Origin of the sequence: Nocardiopsis sp. YSL2 (assembly GCF_030555055.1) — a bacterium.
Lineage (GTDB): Bacteria > Actinomycetota > Actinomycetes > Streptosporangiales > Streptosporangiaceae > Nocardiopsis.
The window spans coordinates 5,224,991-5,248,152 of record NZ_JAMOAO010000001.1; the positions used below are offsets into that span (position 1 = coordinate 5,224,991).

18 protein-coding genes are annotated in these 23,162 nt (G+C 72.6%); 11 read left to right on the forward strand and 7 right to left on the reverse strand.

The window, feature by feature from the left end:
- The first annotated feature begins 140 nt into the window (after positions 1–140).
- Positions 141–1,433: a cyanophycinase gene (locus M1P99_RS23065; protein ID WP_304454668.1), complete on the forward strand. Its 1,293-nt coding sequence runs from the start codon at positions 141–143 to the stop codon at positions 1,431–1,433.
- Positions 1,434–1,737: 304 nt separating this feature from the next.
- Here M1P99_RS23065 and M1P99_RS23070 read toward each other — a convergent pair whose 3' ends face one another.
- Positions 1,738–3,225, reverse strand: a complete 1,488-nt coding sequence (locus tag M1P99_RS23070) for a long-chain fatty acid--CoA ligase (RefSeq protein ID WP_304454669.1) — start codon at positions 3,223–3,225, stop codon at positions 1,738–1,740.
- A 206-nt stretch (positions 3,226–3,431) separates the two neighbouring features.
- Between M1P99_RS23070 and M1P99_RS23075 the strand changes: the two genes are divergently transcribed.
- The 7 genes from M1P99_RS23075 to M1P99_RS23105 all read left to right on the forward strand — a co-directional run bounded on the left by M1P99_RS23075 (position 3,432) and on the right by M1P99_RS23105 (position 10,930).
- Positions 3,432–4,634 carry an IS110 family transposase gene (locus M1P99_RS23075; RefSeq protein WP_304450835.1) on the forward strand — a complete coding sequence of 401 codons (1,203 nt, stop codon included), beginning with the start codon at positions 3,432–3,434 and terminating at the stop codon, positions 4,632–4,634.
- A 182-nt stretch (positions 4,635–4,816) separates the two neighbouring features.
- Positions 4,817–6,010, forward strand: coding sequence for a CdaR family transcriptional regulator (locus tag M1P99_RS23080; RefSeq protein WP_304454670.1), 1,194 nt, complete (start codon positions 4,817–4,819; stop codon positions 6,008–6,010).
- 416 nt (positions 6,011–6,426) lie between these two features.
- Positions 6,427–7,311 carry a bile acid:sodium symporter family protein gene (locus tag M1P99_RS23085; RefSeq protein ID WP_304454671.1) on the forward strand — a complete coding sequence of 295 codons (885 nt, stop codon included), beginning with the start codon at positions 6,427–6,429 and terminating at the stop codon, positions 7,309–7,311.
- Positions 7,312–7,551: 240 nt separating this feature from the next.
- Positions 7,552–8,433 (forward strand): LysR family transcriptional regulator, encoded by an 882-nt coding sequence (locus M1P99_RS23090; RefSeq protein ID WP_304454672.1) that lies wholly within the window; start codon positions 7,552–7,554, stop codon positions 8,431–8,433.
- 75 nt (positions 8,434–8,508) lie between these two features.
- Complete coding sequence (locus M1P99_RS23095) at positions 8,509–9,561, forward strand: alpha/beta hydrolase (RefSeq protein WP_304454673.1); 1,053 nt, start codon at positions 8,509–8,511, stop codon at positions 9,559–9,561.
- On the forward strand, positions 9,558–10,601 hold the full coding sequence (locus M1P99_RS23100) for a quercetin 2,3-dioxygenase (protein WP_304454674.1): 1,044 nt from the start codon (positions 9,558–9,560) through the stop codon (positions 10,599–10,601). The genes M1P99_RS23095 and M1P99_RS23100 overlap by 4 nt, the downstream gene beginning before the upstream one ends.
- On the forward strand, positions 10,598–10,930 hold the full coding sequence (locus M1P99_RS23105; RefSeq protein WP_304454675.1) for a hypothetical protein: 333 nt from the start codon (positions 10,598–10,600) through the stop codon (positions 10,928–10,930). The genes M1P99_RS23100 and M1P99_RS23105 overlap by 4 nt, the downstream gene beginning before the upstream one ends.
- Positions 10,931–11,192: 262 nt before the next feature.
- On the opposite strand, the gene rph is transcribed toward M1P99_RS23105, so the two are convergent.
- A complete protein-coding gene (gene rph, locus M1P99_RS23110; protein WP_304454676.1) occupies positions 11,193–13,847 on the reverse strand; it encodes a rifamycin-inactivating phosphotransferase in 2,655 nt (884 codons plus the stop codon).
- 535 nt (positions 13,848–14,382) lie between these two features.
- Here rph and M1P99_RS23120 point away from each other — a divergent pair.
- Both M1P99_RS23120 and M1P99_RS23125 read left to right on the forward strand, forming a co-directional pair.
- Positions 14,383–15,018, forward strand: a complete 636-nt coding sequence (locus tag M1P99_RS23120; RefSeq protein ID WP_304454677.1) for a potassium channel family protein — start codon at positions 14,383–14,385, stop codon at positions 15,016–15,018.
- A gap of 50 nt (positions 15,019–15,068) precedes the next feature.
- Positions 15,069–16,244, forward strand: a complete 1,176-nt coding sequence (locus M1P99_RS23125; RefSeq protein WP_304454678.1) for a low temperature requirement protein A — start codon at positions 15,069–15,071, stop codon at positions 16,242–16,244.
- A 77-nt stretch (positions 16,245–16,321) separates the two neighbouring features.
- Here M1P99_RS23125 and M1P99_RS23130 read toward each other — a convergent pair whose 3' ends face one another.
- Positions 16,322–17,077 carry a metal-dependent hydrolase gene (locus M1P99_RS23130; RefSeq protein WP_304454679.1) on the reverse strand — a complete coding sequence of 252 codons (756 nt, stop codon included), beginning with the start codon at positions 17,075–17,077 and terminating at the stop codon, positions 16,322–16,324.
- Positions 17,078–17,704: 627 nt separating this feature from the next.
- On the opposite strand from M1P99_RS23130, the gene M1P99_RS23135 reads away from it, so the two are divergent.
- The gene (locus tag M1P99_RS23135; RefSeq protein WP_304454680.1) at positions 17,705–19,003 is read left to right on the forward strand and encodes an erythromycin esterase family protein; all 1,299 of its coding nucleotides are present in this window, start codon (positions 17,705–17,707) and stop codon (positions 19,001–19,003) included.
- A 171-nt stretch (positions 19,004–19,174) separates the two neighbouring features.
- Here the strand turns inward: M1P99_RS23135 and M1P99_RS23140 are convergent, their stop codons facing one another.
- From M1P99_RS23140 to M1P99_RS23155, 4 genes are read right to left on the reverse strand one after another with little or no spacing between them, the layout of a single operon-like run.
- Entirely contained in the window at positions 19,175–19,630 is a 456-nt protein-coding gene (locus M1P99_RS23140; protein WP_304454681.1) for a MaoC family dehydratase, read from the reverse strand.
- 20 nt (positions 19,631–19,650) lie between these two features.
- A complete protein-coding gene (locus M1P99_RS23145; protein WP_304454682.1) occupies positions 19,651–21,198 on the reverse strand; it encodes a long-chain fatty acid--CoA ligase in 1,548 nt (515 codons plus the stop codon).
- Positions 21,199–21,200: 2 nt separating this feature from the next.
- The gene (locus M1P99_RS23150) at positions 21,201–22,100 is read right to left on the reverse strand and encodes an amidohydrolase family protein (protein WP_304454683.1); all 900 of its coding nucleotides are present in this window, start codon (positions 22,098–22,100) and stop codon (positions 21,201–21,203) included.
- Positions 22,100–23,035 carry an SDR family NAD(P)-dependent oxidoreductase gene (locus M1P99_RS23155; protein WP_304454684.1) on the reverse strand — a complete coding sequence of 312 codons (936 nt, stop codon included), beginning with the start codon at positions 23,033–23,035 and terminating at the stop codon, positions 22,100–22,102. The genes M1P99_RS23150 and M1P99_RS23155 overlap by 1 nt, the downstream gene beginning before the upstream one ends.
- Positions 23,036–23,162: the final 127 nt, after the last annotated feature.

Genomic DNA, 23,162 nt, shown 5'->3' on the forward strand with positions numbered 1-23,162 from the left:
CCGGGACCAGGGCGTGTTCTGCGGACACCCCCCCCGGCGCCCGGGGCCGCGCACTCCCCGTGCTCCGGCACGGGGCCCAACGGGGGCAGCGATCCGGGCCGCCCGCTGACCACGGCGGCCCCCTGTCCGAAAGGACGCACATGTCACCGAAGAGACCTCACACCCGACCGCACCGGGCCGCCGCGGCCCTGCTCGCCGGCCTGGGGGCCCTCCTGCTCGGGTCCGCCCCACCGGCGGCCGCCGCCCCGGCGGAACCCGGGACCACCGGGTCCAGCGCCTCCACCGCGGGCCCCGTGGTCCTGGTCGGCGGCTCCCTGTCCGACGACCGGATCTACGAGGAGATCGTCCGGCTGGCGGGAGGGGACGCCGCCCGCATCGGCGTCGTCACCGCCTCGTCCCGCCCCGCCTCCGAGGACCCCGACGCCGGGACCCCCGCATGCAACAACAGCCGGTGCAACGGCCAGTACTACGCCGACCTCCTCGAAGGCCACGGCGCGGGTGAGGCCGAGTGGATCCCCGTGGACCTGGACCACCCCGAGAACGCCGAGTCCGCGGAGGTCGCGGCCCGGGCCTCGGAGATGACCGGCTTCTTCTTCGGCGGGGGCGACCAGTACCGCTACGTCACCACCCTGCTGCGCGGGGACCGCCACGAGGACAGCGCCGTCCTCGCCGCGATCCGCGACCGCGCGGCGCAGGGCGCCGTCGTGGCGGGCACGAGCGCGGGCGCCGTCATCCAGCAGGCGGGACCGATGGTCACCGGCGGGGACAGCCACCCGGGGATCGTCGACGGTTCCCGGCCGGGGTACTTCGAGGACCCGAGCGTGCTCGGGTACGTGCCCGAGGGCGGGTTCGGATTCTTCTCCCACGGCCTGGTGGACACCCACTTCGCCGAGCGCGGCCGCCAGGGCCGGATGGCCAGGCTCGCCCTGGACAACGGTCGGCACCGGGTGTTCGGCGTCGACGAGGACACGGCCCTGGTCGCCTCGCCCGACGGAGGGATGCGGGTGGTCGGTTCCGGCGCGGTCCACGTCCTGGACCTGCGCGGTGCCGGGGTCGGCTCCGACCGCGGCCAGTGGACGGCGACCGGGACGCGCTGGACGTCCCTGACCCACGGCGACACCTACCGCGCCGACACGTGGACGGCGGCTCCGGCCGCGGACAAGACGGAACTGGTGCCGTCCTCGGGCAAGGTGCGCCGGAGCACCGACGTCTTCTCCTCGCCCTACGCCCGCCCCGGGGAGTCCGGCCAGATGCTGCGGCTCGCCCGTGAACTCGTCGGCACCGCGGGCCAGGACACCGCCTACGGCCTCTCCTACGAGCGCTCGCCGCGCCTGCGGGTCGACCTGTCGGTCGACGAGGGCTCCGCCGCCTACCGCGGCGGGGACGGCGCCGTCTCGTTCACCGGCCTGCGCGTGGACATCGGCCGCGCCTGAGGAAGGCGTCCCGTGTGCGGTCCGTGCCGCACGCGGGACACCACGGCCGTGCCCGCGGACACCGGGTCGGGGCACGGCCGACCCGTCGGGCCCCGGGCGGACTCCCGGCCGGCGTCAGCGGCTCCCGGTGCTCACCCCGGCCGGCGCCGAGGACCGTGAGCGGCGGGAGCCGCTGCGGGCGTGCGGCGCCCAGGACGTCCCCACGGGGGTGTCGGACACATCCGCGCGGTGAGGCGGACCCCCCCCGGGGCCGTCCTCCGGGGCGCCCCCGGATGCATGGACCGGTCGCGGGCGGGCGGTGGGGTCACGCGCAGACCTCCCGGAGTTCGCGTTTGAGGACCTTGCCGCTGGGGCCGAGCGGCAGTTCGGTGAGCAGCCGTACGACGCGCGGGTACTTGTGCCTGCCGAGCCGCTCCCGGGCCCAGTCGGCGATCTCCCCGGGGGCCGCCGACATGCCGGGCCGCAGGACCACGGCGGCGCAGACCTCCTCGCCGCGCGCCTCGTCCGGGAGTCCCAGGACCGAGACCTGGGCGACGGCCGGGTGCCGGGCCAGCACCTCCTCCACCTCGCGCGGGTAGACGTTGAAGCCGCCGCGGATGATGAGGTCCTTCTTGCGGTCGACGATGCTGAGGAAGCCGTCCTCGTCCCGGAACCCGAGGTCACCGCTGCGGAACCAGCCGTCGACCACGGCGGCCGCCGTGGCCGCGGGGTCGTCGAGGTAGCCGTCGAAGACGTTGTGGCCGCGCAGCACCACCTCTCCCACCTCGCCGTCCGGCAGCAGCACGGTCCGCGTCTCCTCGCCGGGGTCGGCGATGCCCACCTCCACGCCCCAGACGGGGTGGCCGACGGTGCCGGGCCGGCGGCCGGTGGCGTGCTGGTTGAAGGTCGCGGCGGGGGAGGTCTCGGTGAGCCCGTAGCCCTCCAGGACCGGTGTGCCGAAGAGTGTCTCGAACCGCTCCAGCAGAGCGACGGGCAGCGCCGCACCGCCGGAGACCGCGACCCGCAGCGTGGTGGGGCGGTGCGGTGCGCCGGCGTCCGCAGCCTCGGTGAGCGCGTGGTACATGGTCGGTACGCCCATGAAGACGGTGGCCTCCTCCCGGGCCATCAGCTCCAGCGCGCCCGGGCCGGTGAAGCGCGGGGTGAGCACGAGGGTCGCGCCCGCTCGCAGGGTGGTGTTCATGGCGCAGGTCTGGCCGTAGCTGTGGAACAGGGGCAGGCAGCCCAGCACCACGTCGTCCCCGGTGAGGCCGAGGAGGTCCTGGGCGCAGACGGTGGCGTTCATGACCAGGTTGAGGTGGGTGAGCCGGGCGCCCTTCGGCCGACCGGTGGTCCCGCTGGTGTAGAGGATCGCGGCGGTGTCCTCCGGTCGTCGCGGTTCGGCCTGCGGCAGCGGCTCGTCCTGCGTGCTCACCTCCAGCACCTCGATCCCGGCCCGCGCGGCGGCGGCGTCGGCGACGGCCCGCAGCGGTCCGCCGCTGACCACGGCCACGCAGCCGCTGTGGCGCAGGACGTACTCGACCTCCTCCTCCACCAGCAGCGCGTGCACCGGAACGACGGTTCCTCCGGCCGCCAGAACGGCGTAGTACGCGCGCGGGAAGTCGGCGGTGTTGGGCAGCAGCACGGCGACGCGGTCGCCCGGGCCGACGCCGCGCCCCCGCAGCACCGCGGCGAAGCCCAGCACCTGCCGCCACAGCGCGCGGTAGCCGATGCGCTCGGTGCCCTCGACGAGCGCGGTCCGGTCGGGGAAGCGGGCGGCGGAGTCCCGCAGGACGGTGGCGACGCTCAACTGCATGGTGGCTCCGTAAGTTGTTAAGTGGCCCGGGAGGGCCGGGTGTGGCTGATGGGGGCTTGCCTTCAGTGGCTTGCCAGGAGTGGCCGCCCGTCCCTCCGGGGCGCTCCGATCGCTGATTGAGATCTGCGCACGAGTCGCTGTTTACGGAGATGACGACGGGGTGTTCCACGGGCCGACGGCATGACGTCGAACGCCTGGAGGAGCGGATGGAACCCTCGCGTCAACGAGTCTGGGTCGGCATCGACGCGGGCAAGGCCCACCACTGGGCCACCGTGGTCGACGACACCGGCACCACCCTGTGGTCGAGCAAGATCGCCAACGACGAGAACTCGATCCTGGACGCCCTCGTCGAGATCCTGGCCCTGGCCGACGAGGCCGTGTGGGGCATCGACATCTGCGGCACCGCCTCGGCTCTGCTGCTCGCGCTGCTGGCCGCGCACGGCCAACAACCCCTGTACGTGCCCGGACGCACCGTCAACCGGATGGCCGGCGCCTACCGGGGCGAGGCCAAGACCGACGCCCGCGACGCCTATGTCATCGCCGAAACGGTGCGCCACCGCTGCGACTTCGCGCCCATCGACGTGCCCGCCGAGACCGTGCGGTCCCTGGCCGTGCTGACCGGCTACCGCAACGACCTGACAGCCGACCGGGTGCGGGCCGTCAACCGGCTGCGCGACGCTTTGTGCTCGATCTTCCCCGCTTTGGAGCGCGCCTTCGACTACTCCGGCGCCAAGGGGCCGCTGGTGCTGCTCACCGGATTCCAGACCCCTCGCGCTCTGCGCAAGATCGGCCGGGCACGGTTGGGGACCTGGCTGCGCAAGCGGGGTGTGCGCAGCGCCGAGTCGATCGCTGACAAGGCGATGGAAGCGGCCGCTTCCCAGCGCACGCAGGTGCCCGGCGAGGCCGTGACCGCGTCGATCGTGGCGGACTTGGCCCGCCAGGTCTTGGACCTGGACGACCGGCTCAAGGACACCGAGAAGCAGATTCGCGAGGTCTTCCGCGAACTGGACGCCGCGAAGATCATCGAGTCGGTGCCCGGGTTCGGTCCCGTCCTGGGGGCGGAGTTCATCGCCGCCGCCGGTGACCTGACCGCCTACCGGGACGCCGGGCACCTGGCTTCGGCTGCCGGGTTGGTGCCGGTGGCCCGGGACTCCGGGAGACGGACCGGTAATCTGCACCGGCCCAAACGCTACAACCGGGCTTTGCGCAGGGTGTTCTTCATGTCCGCGCTCTCGGCGCTCAAGGTCGAGGGGCCCAGCCGGGAGTTCTATCAGAAGAAGCGGGGCGAGGGGCTCAAGCACGTCCAGGCGGTGATCGCTCTGGCCCGGCGCAGGGTGAGCGTGCTGTGGGCTTTGTTGCGGGACGGGCGGGTGTTCACCCCCGTCCCACCGGTCCCGCTGGCGGCTTGACAACTTCATTGAGACTCCTGGAGAGAAGGGGGTGCCGGGGACGGCTGACTCCGCCAGCCTCCGTCGGGGCCCCGGCCGTCGGCCATGGGCAGATGCCCACCATGGGCCCGGGCCGCCTGGGCGTTCGGCCAAGCCCCGGCACAACGCTTCCCCTCCGCTGTGCGGACGCCTAACGTGGCCGCATGACCGAGGGCGAGCACACCGGGCGAGCGCTGCGCCGTCGACTGGCACGAACGCTGCTCGCGGACGTCGAAGGGCTCACCCGCCGGGTGGTGGCCGACATCTGCGAGCACAGCCCGGCGTACGCCTCCGGCAGTCCGGTCCCGGTCACCGATCTGCACACCGTCTGCCGACACAACGTGCTCCTGTCCCTGCAGGCGTTCGGCGGGATCCCGGCGAGCGCCGGCGACATCGAGGCCGCCGCCACCGAGACCGGGCGGCGGCGGGCGGAACAGGGCATGCCGCTGGACACCGTGCTGCTCGCCTACCGGCGCGGCGGCCGCGTGCTGTGGCAGGCCATGACGGACCTGCTGCGGGGCGCGGCGGCGGCCGAACAGGACGCGGGCCTGGAGGTCGCGGGCGCGCTGTGGGAGATCGTCGACCGCTTCTCGACGGTGATGGCCGACGCCTACCGGCTCACCCAGCTGGAGGTGCAGCGCCGCCAGGACTCCCGGCGCGGCGCCCTGTTCGCGGCCCTGCTCGAGGGCCGCGGCCGGGACCCGGTGGTGATGTCGGCCGCGGCCGAGGCGCTCGGCCTGCCGACCCGCGACCGGTACGCCCTGGTGGTGGTGGACATCGGCGAGAACCCCGCGGCGCCGCCCAACCCCGGCCCCGCGCTGCTCGACGCGGGGATGTGGTCGTTCTGGCGCCCCTGGGCCCAGCGGTACGCCGGCCTGGTCCGCCTCGGGGCCGCCGATCCGCGCGAACTGGCGGACGTGCTCCGCCGGACGCGCGTCGGGGCCGCCGGCGTCTCTCCGGTGTTCGAGGAACCGGCGGCGGCCGACACCGGCCTCCGCCTCGCCGAGCGCGCCCTGCGCACGCTGCCCCCGGACGGAAGGGGGGTCGCGTGCCTCGACGAGCGCCTGGCGGAGGCGTGCCTGGCGGCGGACCCCGAGATCGCCGACCTCATGGTCGCCCGCTACCTGTCCGGGGTCCTGGCCTGCGGTCCCGAGGGCTCGGCTCTGGTGCGGACCCTGCGGGTGTGGCTGGAGGAGGGCTGCTCGGTCGCCCGTACCGCCGAACGGGTCTACTGCCACCGCAACACGGTGCTGAACCGCCTCTCCCGCGTCGCCGAGCTCACCGGCTGGCCCGTGGAGTCCGGCGAGGCCCGGCTCGGGTGGGCGCTGGCACTGCGCGCCACCGAAGTGCCGCGCTGACGCCGGCGGCGGTCGGGTGAGCCCCGCCGCAGCGCACGTGCGCACGGGCCGGTCGGAGATCCCGCGTGCGCGCGGGCCCGCGTCGCCGCTCATTGGGCGCCTGCACAGGGTCGGCCGCCCGGTTCGGGGCAACGGGAACATTGCCGCGCCCTGCCGCCCGCTCGACCATGGAGGGAGTCGATCCGCGGTGAGGGTGAGGACCTCGCCCCGCCCCGGGACACGCTCCCCGCCGACCGCTCGCCTGCCGCGCCCGGTGCGCTTCGGCGCCAGGGCGCATGATGGCGACCCCGCCGACGTGACCGGCGCCCCCCGGTGGCCGGTGCGAGCCCCGATCCCCTGGGCGCCGCCCCTTCCCCGGCTCGACCCGAAGCACCGCGCGGAGCATCCGCACGATCCAGGACCACCAAGGAGTACACATGAGTTCCCCCCTGTTCACGCTGGGGCTTCCCCTGGCCCTGGGCCTGGTCATGTTCGGCCTCGGCCTGTCGCTCACCACACGTGACTTCGGCCGGGTGGTCCGGTTCCCGAAGGCCGCCCTCGTCTCGCTGACCTGCCAGATCGTCGTGCTGCCGCTGATCTGCCTGGGACTCGTCAAGGCCTTCGGGCTGAGCGGTGTGCTGGCGGTCGGCCTGATGCTCCTCGTCGCCTCGCCCGGCGGTTCCTCGGCCAACCTCTTCAGCTACCTGGCCGGCGGGAACGTGGCGCTCAACGTCACGCTCACGGCGGTCAACTCGGTGCTGTCCGTCTTCACACTGCCGGTCGTGGTCGGCCTGTCCATCACGTACTTCCTCGGTGACGACGCCTCCATCGGGCTGCAGTTCGGCAAGGTGCTGCAGGTGTTCGCGATCGTGCTCGTTCCGGTCGCCATCGGCATGGCGGTCCGCGGCCGCTTCCCGGACTGGGCCCAGGGCATGGGCAAGACGGTGAAGATCGGCTCCACGGCCGTACTCGCCCTGGTCATCCTGGCCGCCGTCGTCTCGCAGTTCGGCGTCCTGCGGGACAACATCACCACGCTGGGGCCGGCCGCACTGCTGCTGTCGGTACTGAGCCTCGGCGTCGGCTACGTCGTGCCCCGCCTGTGCGGCGTGACACGCGGCGACTCCACCGCCTCGGCCATGGAGATCGGCATCCACAACGCGACGCTGGCGATCGCCGTGGCCGTCTCGGTGCTCGGCGACGAGGCGCTGGCCCTTCCCGCCGCGGTCTACGGCGTCCTGATGTACCTGCCCGCCTCGGTCGCGGCCTACCTGTTGGCCAGGGCGGGGCGGCGCGAGAGCAGCCGCGTCGCCGAGGTCGGCTGACCGGCGGCGACGACGCGCCGGCCGGTCGCGGCGCGGGTCGGTGCCCGCCACGGATCCGGATCCGTGGCGGGCACCGACCCGGTTCCCCCGTTCACGACGGATGCGTGGTCACCAGGGACGGCGCCGTCGGCCTCGAAGAACCCTCCGATCGGCCGTGAGCGCCCCGAACAGCGCCGGGGATACGCTCGTGGGAGGGGCGTGAGCGCGACGCCGCACGGACCAGGACGACACGGCGGGGACATGGACTTCACGATCCACCAGCTCAGATGCTTCCTCGCCGTGGCCCGGGAACTCCACTTCGGCCGCGCCGCCGCACGGCTGCACCTGAGCCCCTCCGCGCTGAGCGAGCAGGTGGCGGCGCTGGAACGGCGGGTGTCCCGCTCCCTCTTCGACCGCTCGCCCCGCGGAGTGGAGCTCACCGATCACGGCCGTGAACTGCTGCCGATCGCCCGGGGTGCGGTCGAGAGCATGGACGAGGTCGTGGAATGGGGGCGGGGAGAGGACGCCGAACCCTGCGTCCGCATCGGCCTCATGGTCACCAGCGCGGAGTTCCGCGCGATCATGGCCGAGGCGGCACGGCACATGCCCCGGGTGCGGTGGCAGGTGCGGCACCTGGGGTTCACGGGATGCCACGAGGCCCTCGCCAAAGGCGAGGTGGACTGCGCGTTCGCCGTCGGAACCGAGGACGGCCCGCCGCCCGGGTTCGAGTCGCTGCCCCTCTGGGAGGAGGACCGCCTCCTGGTGCTCTCCAAGCAGCACCGACTGGCCGGGCGGGAGTCGGTCACCCTGGCCGAGATCGCGCAGGAGACCTTCGTGGCCGTCGAGGGAGGGGCGCACGACCGGTGGTTCTCGTCGGTGGGCGTCGGCGGCTCCACGCCGCACCTGCTCTCGGTCGCCCGCAACTTCGAGGAGATCCTGGAGATGTGCGCCGCAGGGCAGGGTGTCAACATCGCGGGGCGCTCCGCCGAGACCACCTACGCGCACCCCGGGGTGCGGTTCGTGCCCATCGTGGACGCCCCGCGCGTGACCACCTACCTGAGCGTCCGCCGGGGGCGCCGTCCCGCCGCGCTGGAACGGTTCGTCCGCCTCTGCGCACTCGACGGGACGGAAGCGCAGGTGTGAGCATGCGGAATTCCCGGACGGCCGTTCGGGAGATCGCGCTGGTCGCCGCCACCGTCGCCACCACAGGATGGGGGCATGTCCCACGGCCCCCCTCCCTGCACTGAATCCGTCAGATCCGAACTCGGCCTCGTCTACGCACCGCGTGCCACCGGCGACCTCCTGCTCGACCTCCACCTCCCGGCCCGCGCCGACCGGCCCGTGCCCGTCGTGCTGTGGCTGCACGGAGGAGGCTGGTTCACCGGCGACCGAACACTGGCCCCGGACCTGGCCCGTCACGTCCGTTCCACCGGATGCGCCTTCGCGAGCATCGAGTACCGGCTCTCCGGACAGGCGCTCTTTCCCGCCCAACTCCACGACGTACGAGCCGCGGTCCGCTTCCTGCGCGCCCGTGCCGGGGCCTACGGTCTGGACCCCCGAGCGGTCGGAGCCTGGGGCGCCTCGGCCGGCGGCCACCTGGCGGTGCTGGCCGGCCTGACCGGCCACCTGGCCGCGCTGCCAGGCGAGGGGGACACCGAGGGGGACCCGTCCGTGCAGGCGGTCGCGGAGTCCTACGGGCCCGTGGACCTGGCCGCCGTGGTCGCCGAGGCCGCGCGTTCCGGACGGGACGAGGCGTCCTCACCCGAAGCCCGCCTCCTGGGCGGTCCGCCCTCGGAACGCGCGGAGCTCGCCCGCCGCGCCAACCCGTTGACCTGGGTGAGCCCGTCCGCACCGCCCTTCCAGATCTCCCACGGAACCGGCGACGACCTGGTGTCCCACACGCAGAGCGAGCGCCTGCACGAGGCCCTCGCCGCCGCGGGCGTGCCCAGCGAGCTCTACCTCCTCGACGGCTACCGGCACGGCTTCCTCAACCCGGCCGGCCGCCTCGACGTCCGGACCGCGCGGATGATGGACGACGGCCGCCTGGCGGCCGAAGGCCCCGCCCCGGCGGCGCACCGCGTCGCCAACGGCTCCGGTCCCGGCGCCGGCGCCGATACCGGTGGCGGGAGCGAGGAGCCCGCCGCCGACCAGGCGGCGACCTTCGGCTTCGACGACATCGACGCCTTCTTCCGACGACACCTCACACCCAGCACCGCGGCCCGCCGTACGGCGGACCCCCGCCCGCGTCCCACCCCAGGAGAGTCCCGATGACCAGCAGCGACCTGGAGACCATGCACGACCTCGCCCCGGTCGTCAACGCCCTGCCCGGTGAGCCGGTCCCGTACTACCTGGCCGGCGGCGAGGGCCTGCGCTACGAGATCGGCGGGCAGCTGTGGACGGTCATCGCCCGCGGCGCGGACACCGGAGGACTCTTCGACGCCGCCTTCGTGCTGGGACCGCGCGGATCCGAGGCACCCTTCCACAGCCTCCCCTCCCACCAGCACTCCTACTACGTGTTCGAGGGCTCCGTGCAGTTCTGGCTCCCCGGTCGGAGCCGCGTCCTGGTCTCCGGCGACTCCATCCACGTGCCGCCGGGCACCCCGGTGGCCTACCGGATCCTCGGCCACATGTCCCGACTGCTGTTCTTCTCCGCCTCCAGCGGTGCCCTGGACGCCCTGGTGGGGTCGCGGAAGACCGTGGAGCGCCACGTCTACACGCCCGCCGGAGCCTCCGCCGCGCTGCTGCCGGGGGCGCAGGAGCACGACCTGCGGCGCGCGGACGCCCAGGACGTCTGGGACGACACGCTGCCGGACGGACCGGAGGCGTACTTCCTCCGCTCGCGGACCGGTGACCGCCGCGGCTGGCCGGACGCCCACAACGCCTATGCCGCGCGGGGCCGCAACACCGGTGGGCGCTACTTCTCGGTCAGCACGCTCGCCGCGCCCCAGCCCTACATCATCCGCCACTTCCACCGCCTGCACACGGAGAACTTCCTGTGCCTGTCCGGGCGGATCTGGCTGTGGGTCAACGGACAGGAGCTGCTGCTGACCTCCGGTGACTTCCTGCACGCACCGGCCGGCACTGTGCACAGCTTCGCGATCGCCGCACACAACACGCAGATGCTCGGGCTGCTCACCTCCGACGTCTTCGAGCCGTTCTTCGACGTGACCGGCGTGGCGACCGACGACTTCGTGCACACCGAGGGGCTCATCGACCCGTCCGTGGTGATGGGCGGTGTCCAGGCCAACCCGGACCTGGACCTGGTCGTGGTCGGCGGGCCGCCCCAGCGGGTGAGGGCGGCGGGACTGTGACCGCCCGCTCCGGAGCCGGGCACGGGGCCGGCGCAGCGGCTCCGCCCCGCTACAAGACGGCCCTGGTCAGCTGGCTCTCGGTCTACCCGATCATCACCCTGCTGCTGTGGCTCCTGGGGCCCGTGGTCTCCGCGTTGCCCGTCCCGGTCGTCACGCTCGTCCTCACCGTCGTGCTGGTCACCCTCCAGACCTATGTCGTGATGCCGTTCATGACGCGCCTCTTCCAGCCCTGGCTCAGGTCCGGGACGAGCCGTGCGCCCACACGCGAGGCCGAACACCCCGGCGGTGCGGACCAAGCCCCGTCGTGGAACGGCCCATCGCGCCGGTGAGGGGACTCCCGGTCACGTCCATGCCGGACGGAGATCTCCACCAGGGCAACCGCACGCCGGCCCCCGTCCGTGCCGAGGAACGCGTCGCCCGGCGCCGGGCCGGGCGGCTCGCGCCGTCCGCGGGCGAAGCAGCCCTACGACCCCGCTCCCGCCGCGGGCTGGGGGACGGCTCGGCGGCGTCCCCCGGGCCCCGGCGCCCGTTGCCTTCCCCAGGAGCGGCCCCAGGACCGCCTCCCGGCGGCTCTGGGGCCGGGGCGAGGGCTCACGCCAGGATCTGGACGTACCCGTCGGTCCCGTGCACGCGGATCCGCTGCCCGTCCCGGATCCTCCGGGTCGCCTGCTCCACCCCCACGACCGCGGGCAGACCGTACTCCCGCGCGACCACCGCCCCGTGCGTCATGAGTCCGCCGACCTCCGTCACCAGACCGGCGGCGGTCACGAACAGGGGCGTCCAGCTGGGGTCGGTGTAGGCGGTGACCAGGATGTCGCCCGGGGCGAGGTCGGCCCGCGCCATCTCCGTGACGACACGGGCACGGCCTTCGACGGCCCCGGCCGAGACCGGCAGGCCGACCAGCGCGCCGGACGGGGCGTCCTGCCGCCCGTACCGGCCGGTGACGACCTCACCGTCCGAGGTGAGGAGCCGGGGCGGAGTGAGCGCCTCGTAGGACCGGAACGCCTCCCGCCTCTCCCGCACGAGCCCGGCGTCCACGGCTCCGGTGCGCACGACATCCTCCAGCTCCCGGAACCGGAGGAAGAAGATGTCCTCGCGCTCGCGCAGGACCCCGGAGCGGACGAGGCGGTCGGCCTCCCGCAGCAACGCCTGCTTGTAGAGGAAGTAGCGGCTGACCATGCCGTACTTGGGGTACTCCCGGTACCCGGCGAAGGTACGGACACGGTCGATCATCCGCTTGGTCTCCTCGGCCCTGACCCCGCCGTCGGGGAGGGCGCGCACACGCTCGAGCACGTCCTCCTCCTTCCGCCGTGCCTCCTGGAGCCCCCGTTCGAAGCGTCGCCCGCCTTCGCCCGGCGCGAAGTTCCCGACGTTGCCGAGGACGGCGGGCACGAGCGCGGCGGGCTGCTCGCTCCAGCGCGTTCTGGTGATGTCGATCTCGCCCACGCAGCGCATTCCGTACGTGTCGAGGTAGCCCCTGATGGCCTCACGTGCTTCCGGTCCGCCGACCAGTCCGGCCATCTCGTCCAGAAAGCCATCGCCTTCCCGGCCCTCGTCCATGACGCGGCGCAGGAACGCGACGACGTCCGTGTGCGGCCGGACGGCGTCCGCCACGTCGAGCAGTGCGAGCCCCATCTCCGAGGTGACGTTGTGGTCGACGGACCGCGTGAGCACGTCGGCCGCGTTCCTCTCGCCCAGCCATGCCTCCAGGCGCTCGTTGAGCCACCGGCTCGCCTCCATCGCCGCCATGATCGCCTGCAGGCTCCGCGGATCGAAGAGGAGCCGCTTCAGCTCAGCGAGGTCGGTCCGGATGAAGTCGAGCAGCGCCGGCCCGGACACGTTCCGGATCTCGCGGCGCAGGGCGGCGACGGAGTCCTCACCGCTCCGGATCAGCTCGGTGACGATGCCGGGATCGGTCGCGATCGGGTCGGGTGCGTCCAGGGCGGGAGCGGTGTGGGAGGGCGGGCCACCGGCGGGTGCGGACGGGGCGTCCTCCTCCGGAGGCGAGGGGACGAGGTCGCCGCGGTCGAGGACGGTCCGCAGCGCGTCCCCGAGCAGCGGATCGGATCCTCCCAGGGCCTCCATCAGACCCGCGCGCCCCGACGGCGTGGCCAGCGCGGGGGCGACGTCGACGAACAACCGTCCGCCCGCCTCGTGCATCCGCCGCGGGGTCGTCATCTGCCACAGGGAGAGCCCCAGCGGCTTCATCGCGTCGGTCATCATCTGCTGGTGGCCGACGGAGACGTAGACGTGCTTCTCCTGGTCGTCGGCCGCAGGGACGGGGAACAGCGTGGTGATGGGCCGGCTCTGCACGATGTGGACGTCGTCGCCCACCCGGCACCACTCGATGTCCTGCGGCCGACCGAAGTGCGCCTCGATGCTCCGTCCCAGCCGCGCCAGGTGCACGGCCTGCGATTCCGTCAGTGTCGGCTGCGCCCGCCGCTCCGCTCGTGTGGGCGCGTCCCTGGTACCGCCCTCCGGCGACGCCTGCGCGACCAGCGTCTTGGCGGCGATCGCCGTGGAGACGACCCGGTCGTCGCGCACCGTGTAGACGTCACCGGAGACCCGGCCGGAGACGAGCGCCTCGCCGAGCCCCCACGCGGCCTCCACGGTGACGGTCGTGCGGTTCGAGGTCACCGGGTCCGCGGTGAACATGGTCCCGGCCGCGTCCGGGAACACCATCCGCTGCACCACCACGGCCATACCGATCCGCCGGTGGTCGAAGCCGTTGCGGACGCGGTAGGCCACCGCCCGCTCGGTGAACAGCGACGCCCAGCACCGCCGGACGTGCCGAAGGATCGCCGTTGGACCCGTGATGTTGAGGTAGGAGTCCTGCTGACCCGCGAACGACGCGGTCGGCAGGTCCTCGGCGGTCGCGCTGGACCGCACCGCGTACGGGACGTCCTCCCCGAACCGGGTGAGCGCCTCGCCGATCTCCGCCGCGACGGATTCGTGTATCCCCACGTCGTCGATACGGCGGCGCATATCGGCGCTCACAGCGCGGATCGCCGCGCCGTCGCCCGGTTCCAGCCGCGCAAGCCGATCGAACACGGCGTCGACCGACGGAACCCCGGCGAGGGCCCGCCGAAAGGCATCCGTCGTCACGCAGAAGCCGTCCGGCACCCGGATGCCGGCGATCCGCGAGAGCTCGCCCAGAGCGGCCCCCTTCCCGCCGGCCGCGGCGATATTCGTCCCGTCGATATGTGCGAAGTCCCTGACGTAGCGCAATTCCCATTCCCCCGTCATTCGCTGATCCCGTTCGCGAAGCAGCAGTATGCAGTAATTCTCAGCGCCTCATGAGATGCGGGAATCTGCTATAAAGTGAAAGTGGGGGAGAGCTTCCGGAACCCCTCCCCGTACCAGCCCTCCTCCCACCGGTGCCCGATTGTCACCCCGCCAACAGCGGGGGAGCGAGGTAGATGATCTCGAAGGCCTCATAGACCGCACCGATGACGGACGACACCAGCGCGGTCAGGCTCGGCCAACCGATCTGCCGCAGCCCGAGGACGTACCCCTGACGACGATGGCGGGCGCCGACCGTCCTGGGGCGCAGCCGGGCCTTGGCCCCGGTGCGCGACGCCGGCCCGGACGTCGAACCGGAACGGAACGACGCGCGGACTATGGGAACGCCCTCATCTTGGTGTCGAGTCCGTCAAACCGGCCCGCCAGGGCTCCGCACGACGAGCCTGCTGTGTCACAGTGGCGTCGACCTGGGAAAAGGCGGCGCGGGAGGGGTACGATCCGGCAACAAGCGAACCTGGCACTGCTGCTGTTCTTCGTCGTGCTGCTGCAGTTCGGATACCCGATCACCCTCCACGGCGCGGGGTGGGCGGCGCTGTACATGCTGCTCTACGCCGGAATGATCGTCTTCGGCCTGCTCGTCGTGCGAGGAGAGCGCGACCATGTCCTGCCGGGGATCGCGGTCGGAGCCGCGTTCGTCTTCTTCGGCCTGTGGGTGGCCTGGGACCCAGGGCACCCCACGGCGCTGACCGGCATGTTCGTCACGGTCGCGCTCTTCCAGGGCGGCGTCATGTACTCGCTGCTCAAGTTCGTCTACCGGCGCAGCTCCACGCCCGGCCTGGAACTGATCCTGGCCGCCGTCAGCGTCTACCTCCTGCTCGGCGGTATGTTCTCCGCCGTCTTCAGCGTGACCGAACTGCACTTCCCGGGCAGCTTCACCGACGGCTCGCACCCAGGCGAGCCGATGGTGTGGCAGCAGTTCATGTACTACTCCTACATCACCATGTCCACGCTCGGTTACGGAGACATCCTGCCCGTCACCCCGTGGGCCCGGTCCCTGGCCGCCGTCGAGACCGTGGCGGCCACCCTCTTCCTCACCACGGTCATCGCCCGTCTGGTCGGTGTGTACACCGGCGCCGGTGCCCGTGCGGAGAGCCAGGAGGGCGGCGCCGGGTGACTCGGGGCGATCGGCCGGGGGACCGGAGCGGTATCGAAGGGGAGGGACCCATGACGGGGATCTGGGCGGCGCCGCGTGTACGGCGCGCGATGTCCGAAGAGGAGGCGAGCCGTCCCACGTGGCTGGAGCTCTTCTACGACCTCGTGTTCGTCGCCGTGTTCATCCAGGTCGGCGACCGGCTCAGCCAGGACGTCAGCTGGCTGGGCGTGGGACAGGTGCTCGTGCTCTTCATCCCGCTGTGGTGGGTGTGGGCCAACTTCACCTGGTACATGAACCAGTTCCAGGCCGACGACGTCTGGCACCGGCTGCTGCTGGTGCTGCAGATGTTCCTCGTCGCCTGGATGGGCCTGAGCGTGCCCGGGGCGTTCGAGGACAGCAGCACCCAGTTCGTCCTGTGCGTGATCGGCTTCCGCCTGACCATGATCGCGATGTACCTGCGCACCCTGCGGCACGCGCCCGACGACCGCCCTCTGCTGATGTTCTACGTCTGGCGCTACCACGTCGTGGGCGCCGCGGCCTGGGGGTTGTCCCTGCTCCTGCCGCCCGACCAGCGCTGGTGGGTGTGGACCGCGGTCTTCCTCTGGGAGCTCTACAACAGCAACTCCCGTGCGCTGGCCGCGCACCTGAGCCGGTTCCCCGTCCACCTCGGGCACCTGGCCGAGCGGTACGGAACGCTGGTCATCCTGGTGCTGGGGGAGAGCTTCATCAAGTCCGTCACCGTCTCGCCGAGCCCGCCGATGACCGTCGGCGCCGTGCTCTACTCCCTGCCCGGGGTGCTGCTGGTGTTCGCCCTGTGGTGGCTGTACTTCAACGACGTCCACGAGCGCGGCCACGGGCACCTGCGTCCGGGCGCCGCCGTGTCCTGGCTGCACCTGCATCTGCCGTTGAGCCTGGCCCTGGTCTCCTTCGGCGTCGCGAAGAAGAAGATGTTCGAGGGCACCGTCTCCCACCACCTGGAACCGTCCTACGTCGCCCTCTTCCTGGGCTCGCTGGCCCTGTTCGGGCTCCTTCTGGCCCTCGTCGCGCCGAACCGGACCCTGGCCACGACGCTCTGGCGCGTGGGCGGGGCGGCCGTGCTCGTGGCCCTGATCCCGCTCGCGGTCTCCGCGCACTGGTCGGCGACCGCGATCATGCTGGCCGGGAGCACCGTCATGGGCGCGCAGGTGGTTCGCGAGGTGTGGGCGGCCCGCGCCGAGACCGGCCCGGACCTCGCGCCACGGGAGTGACCGCGCCGGCGCGGTCGAGTCCGGGATCGCCGGCCACAGCAGGGCGCCACCGGAGCGGGGCCCGGCCCAGTGCGCCCTCACCCCACCGCCGGTGGAGGTGAGTCGAGGAGGAGCATCAGCGGCAGGCCCGCCAACGACGCCCACCGGATGCCGTCCTCGACCCTGCTCTTGCCGGTGTGGAACGCCACCGGCGACCTGAACATCCACCACCTCTTGCCGCGCACCACGAACGGCCAGGCCAGCGGCACCCCCGACCGGGTCAGCCAGTCGCCCAGCACGTGAGTCAGCGCGCCGAGGGCGACCGTCGCCCCGATCAGCCACGGCGCGGGACCGCCACCCTCGGCGAACACCGCGCCGGTCGCGATGACGACCGCTGTCACAGAGGCCGCGATTCTCCGCCTTCTCAGCGGACCCCAGCTCTTCAGGGACCGGGCGACCGTCCCCAACCCCAGCGCGGCCGTCGCGAACACCACCAGCCCGGTGCCCAGCGGCGCGATCGCCGCCACCGCCGACGCCACCAGGCCGAAGGCCGCACACGCGGGGACGGTGTGCGTCAGGTACCGGTGGGCCCCGTCCTTGGCCGCGGCCAGCTCCACCTCCGTGGCCGTGCGCAGGTACACGCTCCGTGAGGCCTCCCGCAGCATCTCCGACGCCTTCTCCGTCACCAGTCCCAGCGACCGGCCCACGGTGCTGCCCGGTTCGTCCAGATCGGGGAGCAGCGCGGCACCCGCTGCGACGGCCGCGCACAACAGCACGTCCATGGGACCGGAACCGCACAGCACACCGATGGCCGCGCCGGCGAGCACACCGGTCGCGGCGTGCGACGAACCCATCATCAGAGTCTCCGGGGGTTGCAGGGGAAGGGAAGGACGTCCTGACCGTCTCTCGGACAACCAGAGCCTCATGGGCTCCGCCGTCGCCAAACCGTGGAAACCGGCTCGGCCCGATGGTTTCGACCTGGCCCCACAGATCCCCTACCTGGGCGGACGCGCGCTCTTCTGGAGCACGTGGATTCCCCGGCCCGCCGGGGAGCAGATGCCCGGCTGGCCCCAGGACGTCCTGGAGTCCTACTGGAAGCACGCGAAGGATGTCCTGGGTGTGACCGTTCCCGCGGACATGGGGCCCAGTTTCACTCATTTCCAGAACAAACTCCTCGATCGCCTGATGGAGAAATTCAAGGGCAACCGGTGTCCGGGAGTTGCCAGGCGTCGCCCGGTGGGACCGGCCGCTGCAGCACATCACCGAGCACGTCCGCGCGATCATGTCCGGTACCGTCGACGACCTGGAGGCCGTGGCGCCCGAGCGGTCGTGACGGGCCCGCCGGGGCCCGTCGGCACGTAGGGTGGCGGGCCCTTCGCCGCCACCGACCGGCCGTCGACCGCCGACGACCGCTGCGAGCGCGGCGAGCACTCCCGCGCCAGTGGACCGTCCCCTCCGACGCCGAGAATCGAGCCGTCCGTATGCCTGCTTCGTCCCACCACGATCCCTTCGCCTCGGAGCTGCGCGGCAGCACCGTCCCCCTCATCCACCTCGACCCGGAGGCCCCGCTCGACGACCTGGAGCCGTTGCGCGACATCGTCGAGGGAGCGCGCGTCGTCGCCGTCGGCGAGCACTCCCACTCCATCGACGAGTTCGCGCGCATGCGCCGACGCCTCCTACGGTTCCTCGTCGAACGCTGCGGCTTCACCGTCCTGGCCTTCGAGCACGGTTTCAGCGAGGGCTTCGCCCTCGACGCCTGGGCTCAGGGGGAGGGGGCGGACGACGACCTCGCGGACCATCTCGCCGGAACGGCCCCGGTGGGAGTCGGCGGTCCGCTGCGCTGGATCCGCCGGTACAACCGCTCCGCCGCACCACCGGTCCGATTCGCCGGCGTCGACCTCCCGGCCGCCGGAGGCTCCCTGCTGCCCGCCCTGGAACCGGTCGCCGAGTACCTGCGCCAGGTCGATCCGGAGAACGTCCCGGCCGTCGAGACGGCGATGCGGATCGCCGCGTCCTTCGCCGCTGACTCCGGGGCCGCCGCCGCGCCGGCGTGGGCGCGGCTGGCCACAGCCGACCAGGACGCCCTCAGCGCGATCCTGTCGCGCCTGCTCATCCGGTTCCGGTCCGTCGAACCGCTCTACGTGGCCCGCTCCGACCAACACGGCTACGACGTCGCCCTGCGACGCCTGGAAGGTGCCTGCCAGGCCGACTACACCTTCCACGCCATGGCCGACCTGCTCACCGGCCAGGGGCTGACCGCCGACAACTCGGCCCGGGACGCCTACATGGCCGAGTCGCTCCTGTGGCACCTGGAGCGCGGCGAACCCGAGGCCCGTGTCGTGCTGGTGGCCCACAACGCCCACATCCAGAAGGCACCGGTCTCGTTCGAGGGCCGGCTCACGGCCTTCCCGATGGGGCAGCACCTGCACCGCGCCCTCGGCGACGAGTACTTCGCTCTCGGCCTCACCAGCACCACCGGACACACCGCCGAGTTGCGCCGTGACGACAACGCGCGGTCCGGGTTCGCCCTCGACGCGGCCGAGCTGGGTCCGCCCGAGCCGGGGAGCGTCGAGGCCGCCATCGCCGACGCCGAACTCGGACTGGGCATCGCCGACCTGCGCCGCGCACGCGCGCGGGACCGCGGGGGCGACATCTCCGACACGGGCCCCGACCGCATCCGGCTGCAGGGCGAGTACCTGCAGATCCCCGTGCTGGACGCGTTCGACGGCATCCTCAACACCCCGCTGTCCACCGTGGCCGGTGGTCTCGGCGGCAGGTGAGGGCGGGCCGGCGACCACGCATCCGGGGGCGGCCGGCTCCGCACCGGGTCCACCGGTTCCGGGTGGTGCGGACGGGTGCGGCGGACCCGGCGGCGCGGCCGGACCCCGATCCTGCGGGTGCCCGGCACGCGGGAGCCGCGGCCGTGGCACGGCCGCGGCTCGGGACGCGAGTCAGGCCAGGTAGCGGAAGACGGCCTGGCCCACCACGGCGGGCTTGTCCCGGCCCTCGATCTCGACGGTGGCGTCGACGACGCACTGGACGCCTCCGCGGACGTCGGTGACCTCGGCCAGGGTGGCGGCCATGCGGATGCGCGAGCCGACGGGGACGGGGGAGATGAAGCGCACCCTGTTCAGGCCGTAGTTGATCGAGACGGAGATGCCCTCCATCACGAGCAGCTCGCTGAACAGCGGAATCACCAGTGACAGAGTGAGGTAGCCGTGGGCGATGGGGCCGCCGAAGGGGCCGCCCGCGGCGCGCACGGGGTCGACGTGGATCCACTGGTGGTCGTCGGTGGCGTCGGCGAACAGGTTGACGCGCTTCTGGTCGACGTCCAGCCACGAGCTGTGGCCGAGGTCGCGGCCGGCGGCGGCACGCAGTTCGTCGAGTCCGTTGACGGTGATGGGCATGGGGGTACTCCCGTTCGGGTTCAGAGGGTCTGGCGCAGGCGGTGCTTGAGGAGCTTGCCGGAGGCGTTGCGGGGCAGCGCGTCGGTGAAGGCGAAGGACTTGGGGGACTTGTAGCCGGCCAGGTGGCGACGGCAGTGTCCGGCCAGGTCGTCGGCGGTGGTCGCGGCCCCGTCGGCCAGGACGACGACGGCGTGGCCGACCTCGCCCCACCGGTCGTCCGGGATCCCGACCACCGCGCAGTCGGCCACGTCCGGGTGCTCGTGCAGGACGTTCTCGACCTCGGCCGGGTACACGTTCTCCCCGCCGGAGATGTACATGTCCTTGACCCGGTCGACGACGCGGACGTAGCCCTCCTCGTCGGTGACGGCGACGTCGCCGGTACGGAACCAGCCGTCGGTGGTGTGCGAGGACGGGGTGTCGGCGCCGCGCCCCCAGTAGCCGAGCATGACGTTGGGGCCGTGGACGACGATCTCGCCGGGCTCGTGGGGATCGGCGGGCGTCAGGTCCGGACGCACGACCCGCGCGTCGGTGAAGAAGCTGGGACGGCCGGCCGACCCGGCCTTGCGCACGGCGTCGGCGGCGCCCAGGAACAGCACACCAGGGGAGGTCTCCGTCATGCCGTAGCCCTGGAGGAAGGTCAGCCCGCGCTTCTGGTAGGTGGCGATGGTGGTGTCCGGTACCGGGGCCCCGCCCGCTTCGAGGATGCGGATCGAGGACAGGTCGGCCTCGGCCCACCGGGGCGCGGCCGACAGGGCGTTGAACATGGCCGGGACACCGAACATCCAGGTCACGCGCTCGGACTCGATGAGGTCGAAGGCCAGGTCCGGGTCGAACCGGGAGGAGATGACCACCCGGGCGCCCTTGAGCAGGGTGGGCAGGCAGGTCATGTTCAGGGCGGCGGTGTGGAACATCGGCGCGGTCACCAGGGTGACCTCGTCGGCGGTGATGTCCACGTCCAGGAGCACGTTGACGCAGTTCCACGTGATGTTGCCGTGGGTGAGCATCGCGCCCTTGGGCCGCCCGGTGGTCCCGGACGTGTACATGATCATGCAGACGTCGTCGAGCCCCACGGGGGCGTCGAGGGGGTCGGGTGACTGGGCGGCGATCAGTTCCTCGTAGTCCGAGGCCGCCGGGACACGGCCGCCGTCGCCCCCGCGCGCGTCGCGCCCGCCGCCCGTGACGGCGAGCAGGTGCGGGACGGCGTCCGCTTCGTGCAGTGCGGCTGCGGCCCCGGCGTGGTCGCCGCCGTGGACGAGCAGCACGGGGGCGCAGTCGCGCACGATCACGTCGAGCTCGGGGTTGGCCAGGCGGGTGTTGAGGGGAACGAAGACCGCTCCCACCGTGCCGCAGGCCAGCAGGGTCTCCAACAGCGAGGGGTGGTTGGCGCCCAGGTAGGCGACCCGGTCGCCGGTCCGTACTCCCAGGCCGCGCAGGGCCCAGGCCAGGCGCAGGACGCGGGTGTGGAGTTCGGCGTAGGTGAGGGCGGTGCCCTCGTGGACGACGGCCACGCGCTCGGGGGAGGTGCGCGCCCGGCGGGCGGACCACGATCCCAGGCCTTCGTTGAGCATGGCTACTCCTCGGAGAGGGGGGTGAGCCCGAGCAGGCGCGCGGCGTTGTCCTTGAGGATCTTGGGCCTGACCTCGGGCTTGATGTCGAGCTTGTCGAAGGACGCCAACCACCGGTCGGGAGAGATGACCGGGTAGTCGGAGCCGAAGAGGACCTTGTCCTGGAGCAGGGTGTTGGCGTATCGCACCAGGATCGGCGGAAAGTACTTCGGTGACCACCCCGACAGGTCGATGTGCACCTCGGGTTTGTGGACCGCGACGGACAGGGCCTCCTCCTGCCAGGGGAAGGAGGGGTGGGCGAGGATGATGGGCATGCCGGGGAAGTCGGCGGCGACGTCGTCCACGTGCAGGGGGTTGGAGTACTTCAGCCGGATACCGCCGCCCCCGGGGACGCCGGCGCCGATCCCGGTCTGGCCGGTGTGGAACAGCGCGATGGCCCCGCTCTCGCGGATCGCCTCGTAGACCCGGTAGGCGGAGCGGTCGTTGGGGAAGAACTCCTGCAGCGAGGGGTGGAACTTGAACCCCTTGACCCCGTAGTCCTCCACCAGGCGGCGGACCTGGCGGGCGCCCAGGGCGCCCTTGGCCGGGTCGACGCTGGCGAAGGGGATCAGTGCGTCGGGGTGGGCCATCGCGGCCTCGGCGACCTCCTCGTTGGGGACCGCGGGCAGGCCGGTCGTGGACTCGGTGTCCACGGGGAAGACGACGCACGCCATGCTCCGCTCGCGGTAGTGCGCGGCGATCTGATCCAGCGTGGGCCGGCGCTCGCCCTCGACCTTGAAGTAGTCGCCGGAGGCGGCGTGCAGGTCCGCGCCGATGGCGTCGCCGCCCCGCGCGGAGACCTCGGCGTGGGTGTGCACGTCGATCGCGGTGATGCTGTCCAGGTCGATGCCGTTCGCGCCGCCCATCAGGCGTCCTTCCCGGGCTCGGCGGGCGCGGCGGGCGCGGCGGGCGCGGGGATGCCCACACTCTGCTCGTCGCGGCCCAGCGTGGTGGCCCACGCGGTGCTGATGTCCTCCGCGCTCCAGCCGCCGTCGCGGTAGGCCACGGACACCTCCCGCGGGTGGGCCCACAGGGAGAGCTTGTCGCCGCCCACGCCCACGCACTGGCCGGTGACGTGCGCGGACTCCGCGGAAGCGAGGTAGGCGACCAGCCCGGCGCAGTCCTCGGGCGTGCCGAACCCCTCGGCCTGGCGCATCCACCCGGGCAGCGGGACGCCCTCGTCCTGGGCGGCGGCCACGTGCGGGGCGAACGCGGGGATGGTGGCGGTCATCGCCGTGGCGGCCACCGGGACGACGGCGTTGACGGTGATCCCCGCCCGGGCGCACTCCATCGACCAGGTGCGCACCATCGCCGCGATGCCCGCCTTGGCGGCGGCGTAGTTGGTCTGGCCGAAGTTGCCGCGCTGTCCGGCGGGCGAGGCGACCATGATGAGCCGTCCGCCCTCGCCGCGCTCGCGCATGTGGGTGACGGCGGCGCGGGCACAGGTGAAGGCGCCGCGCAGGTGGACGTCGATGACGGTGTCGAAATCCTCGTCGGACATCTTCCACAGCACGCGGTCGCGCAGGACGCCCGCGTTGGCGACCAGCACGTCCAGGCGGCCGAACCGTTCCACGGCCGTGTCCACCAGCGCCCGGGCGGTCCCGGCCGAGCCCACGGCGGCGGCGTGCGCGACGGCGGTGCCGCCGGCCTCGGCGATCTCCTCGACCACGGTGGCGGCGGCCTCGGCATCGGCGTCGTTGACGACGACGGAGGCGCCGCGGCGGGCGAGTTCGAGGGCGTAGGCGCGGCCGAGTCCGCGGCCCGCCCCGGTCACCAGAGCCGACTGTCCGCTGAGGTCCATCGGGTGTCTCCGTTCTCGCTGAGGGGTGCGTCACCCCCGGTTGGTGTCACGAAGTTATGCGAAATGATGACGGCGGTCAAGAAAGTGCATAAGATGAATCCGTGCGGTGGGCGCGCTCCGGCGCCCG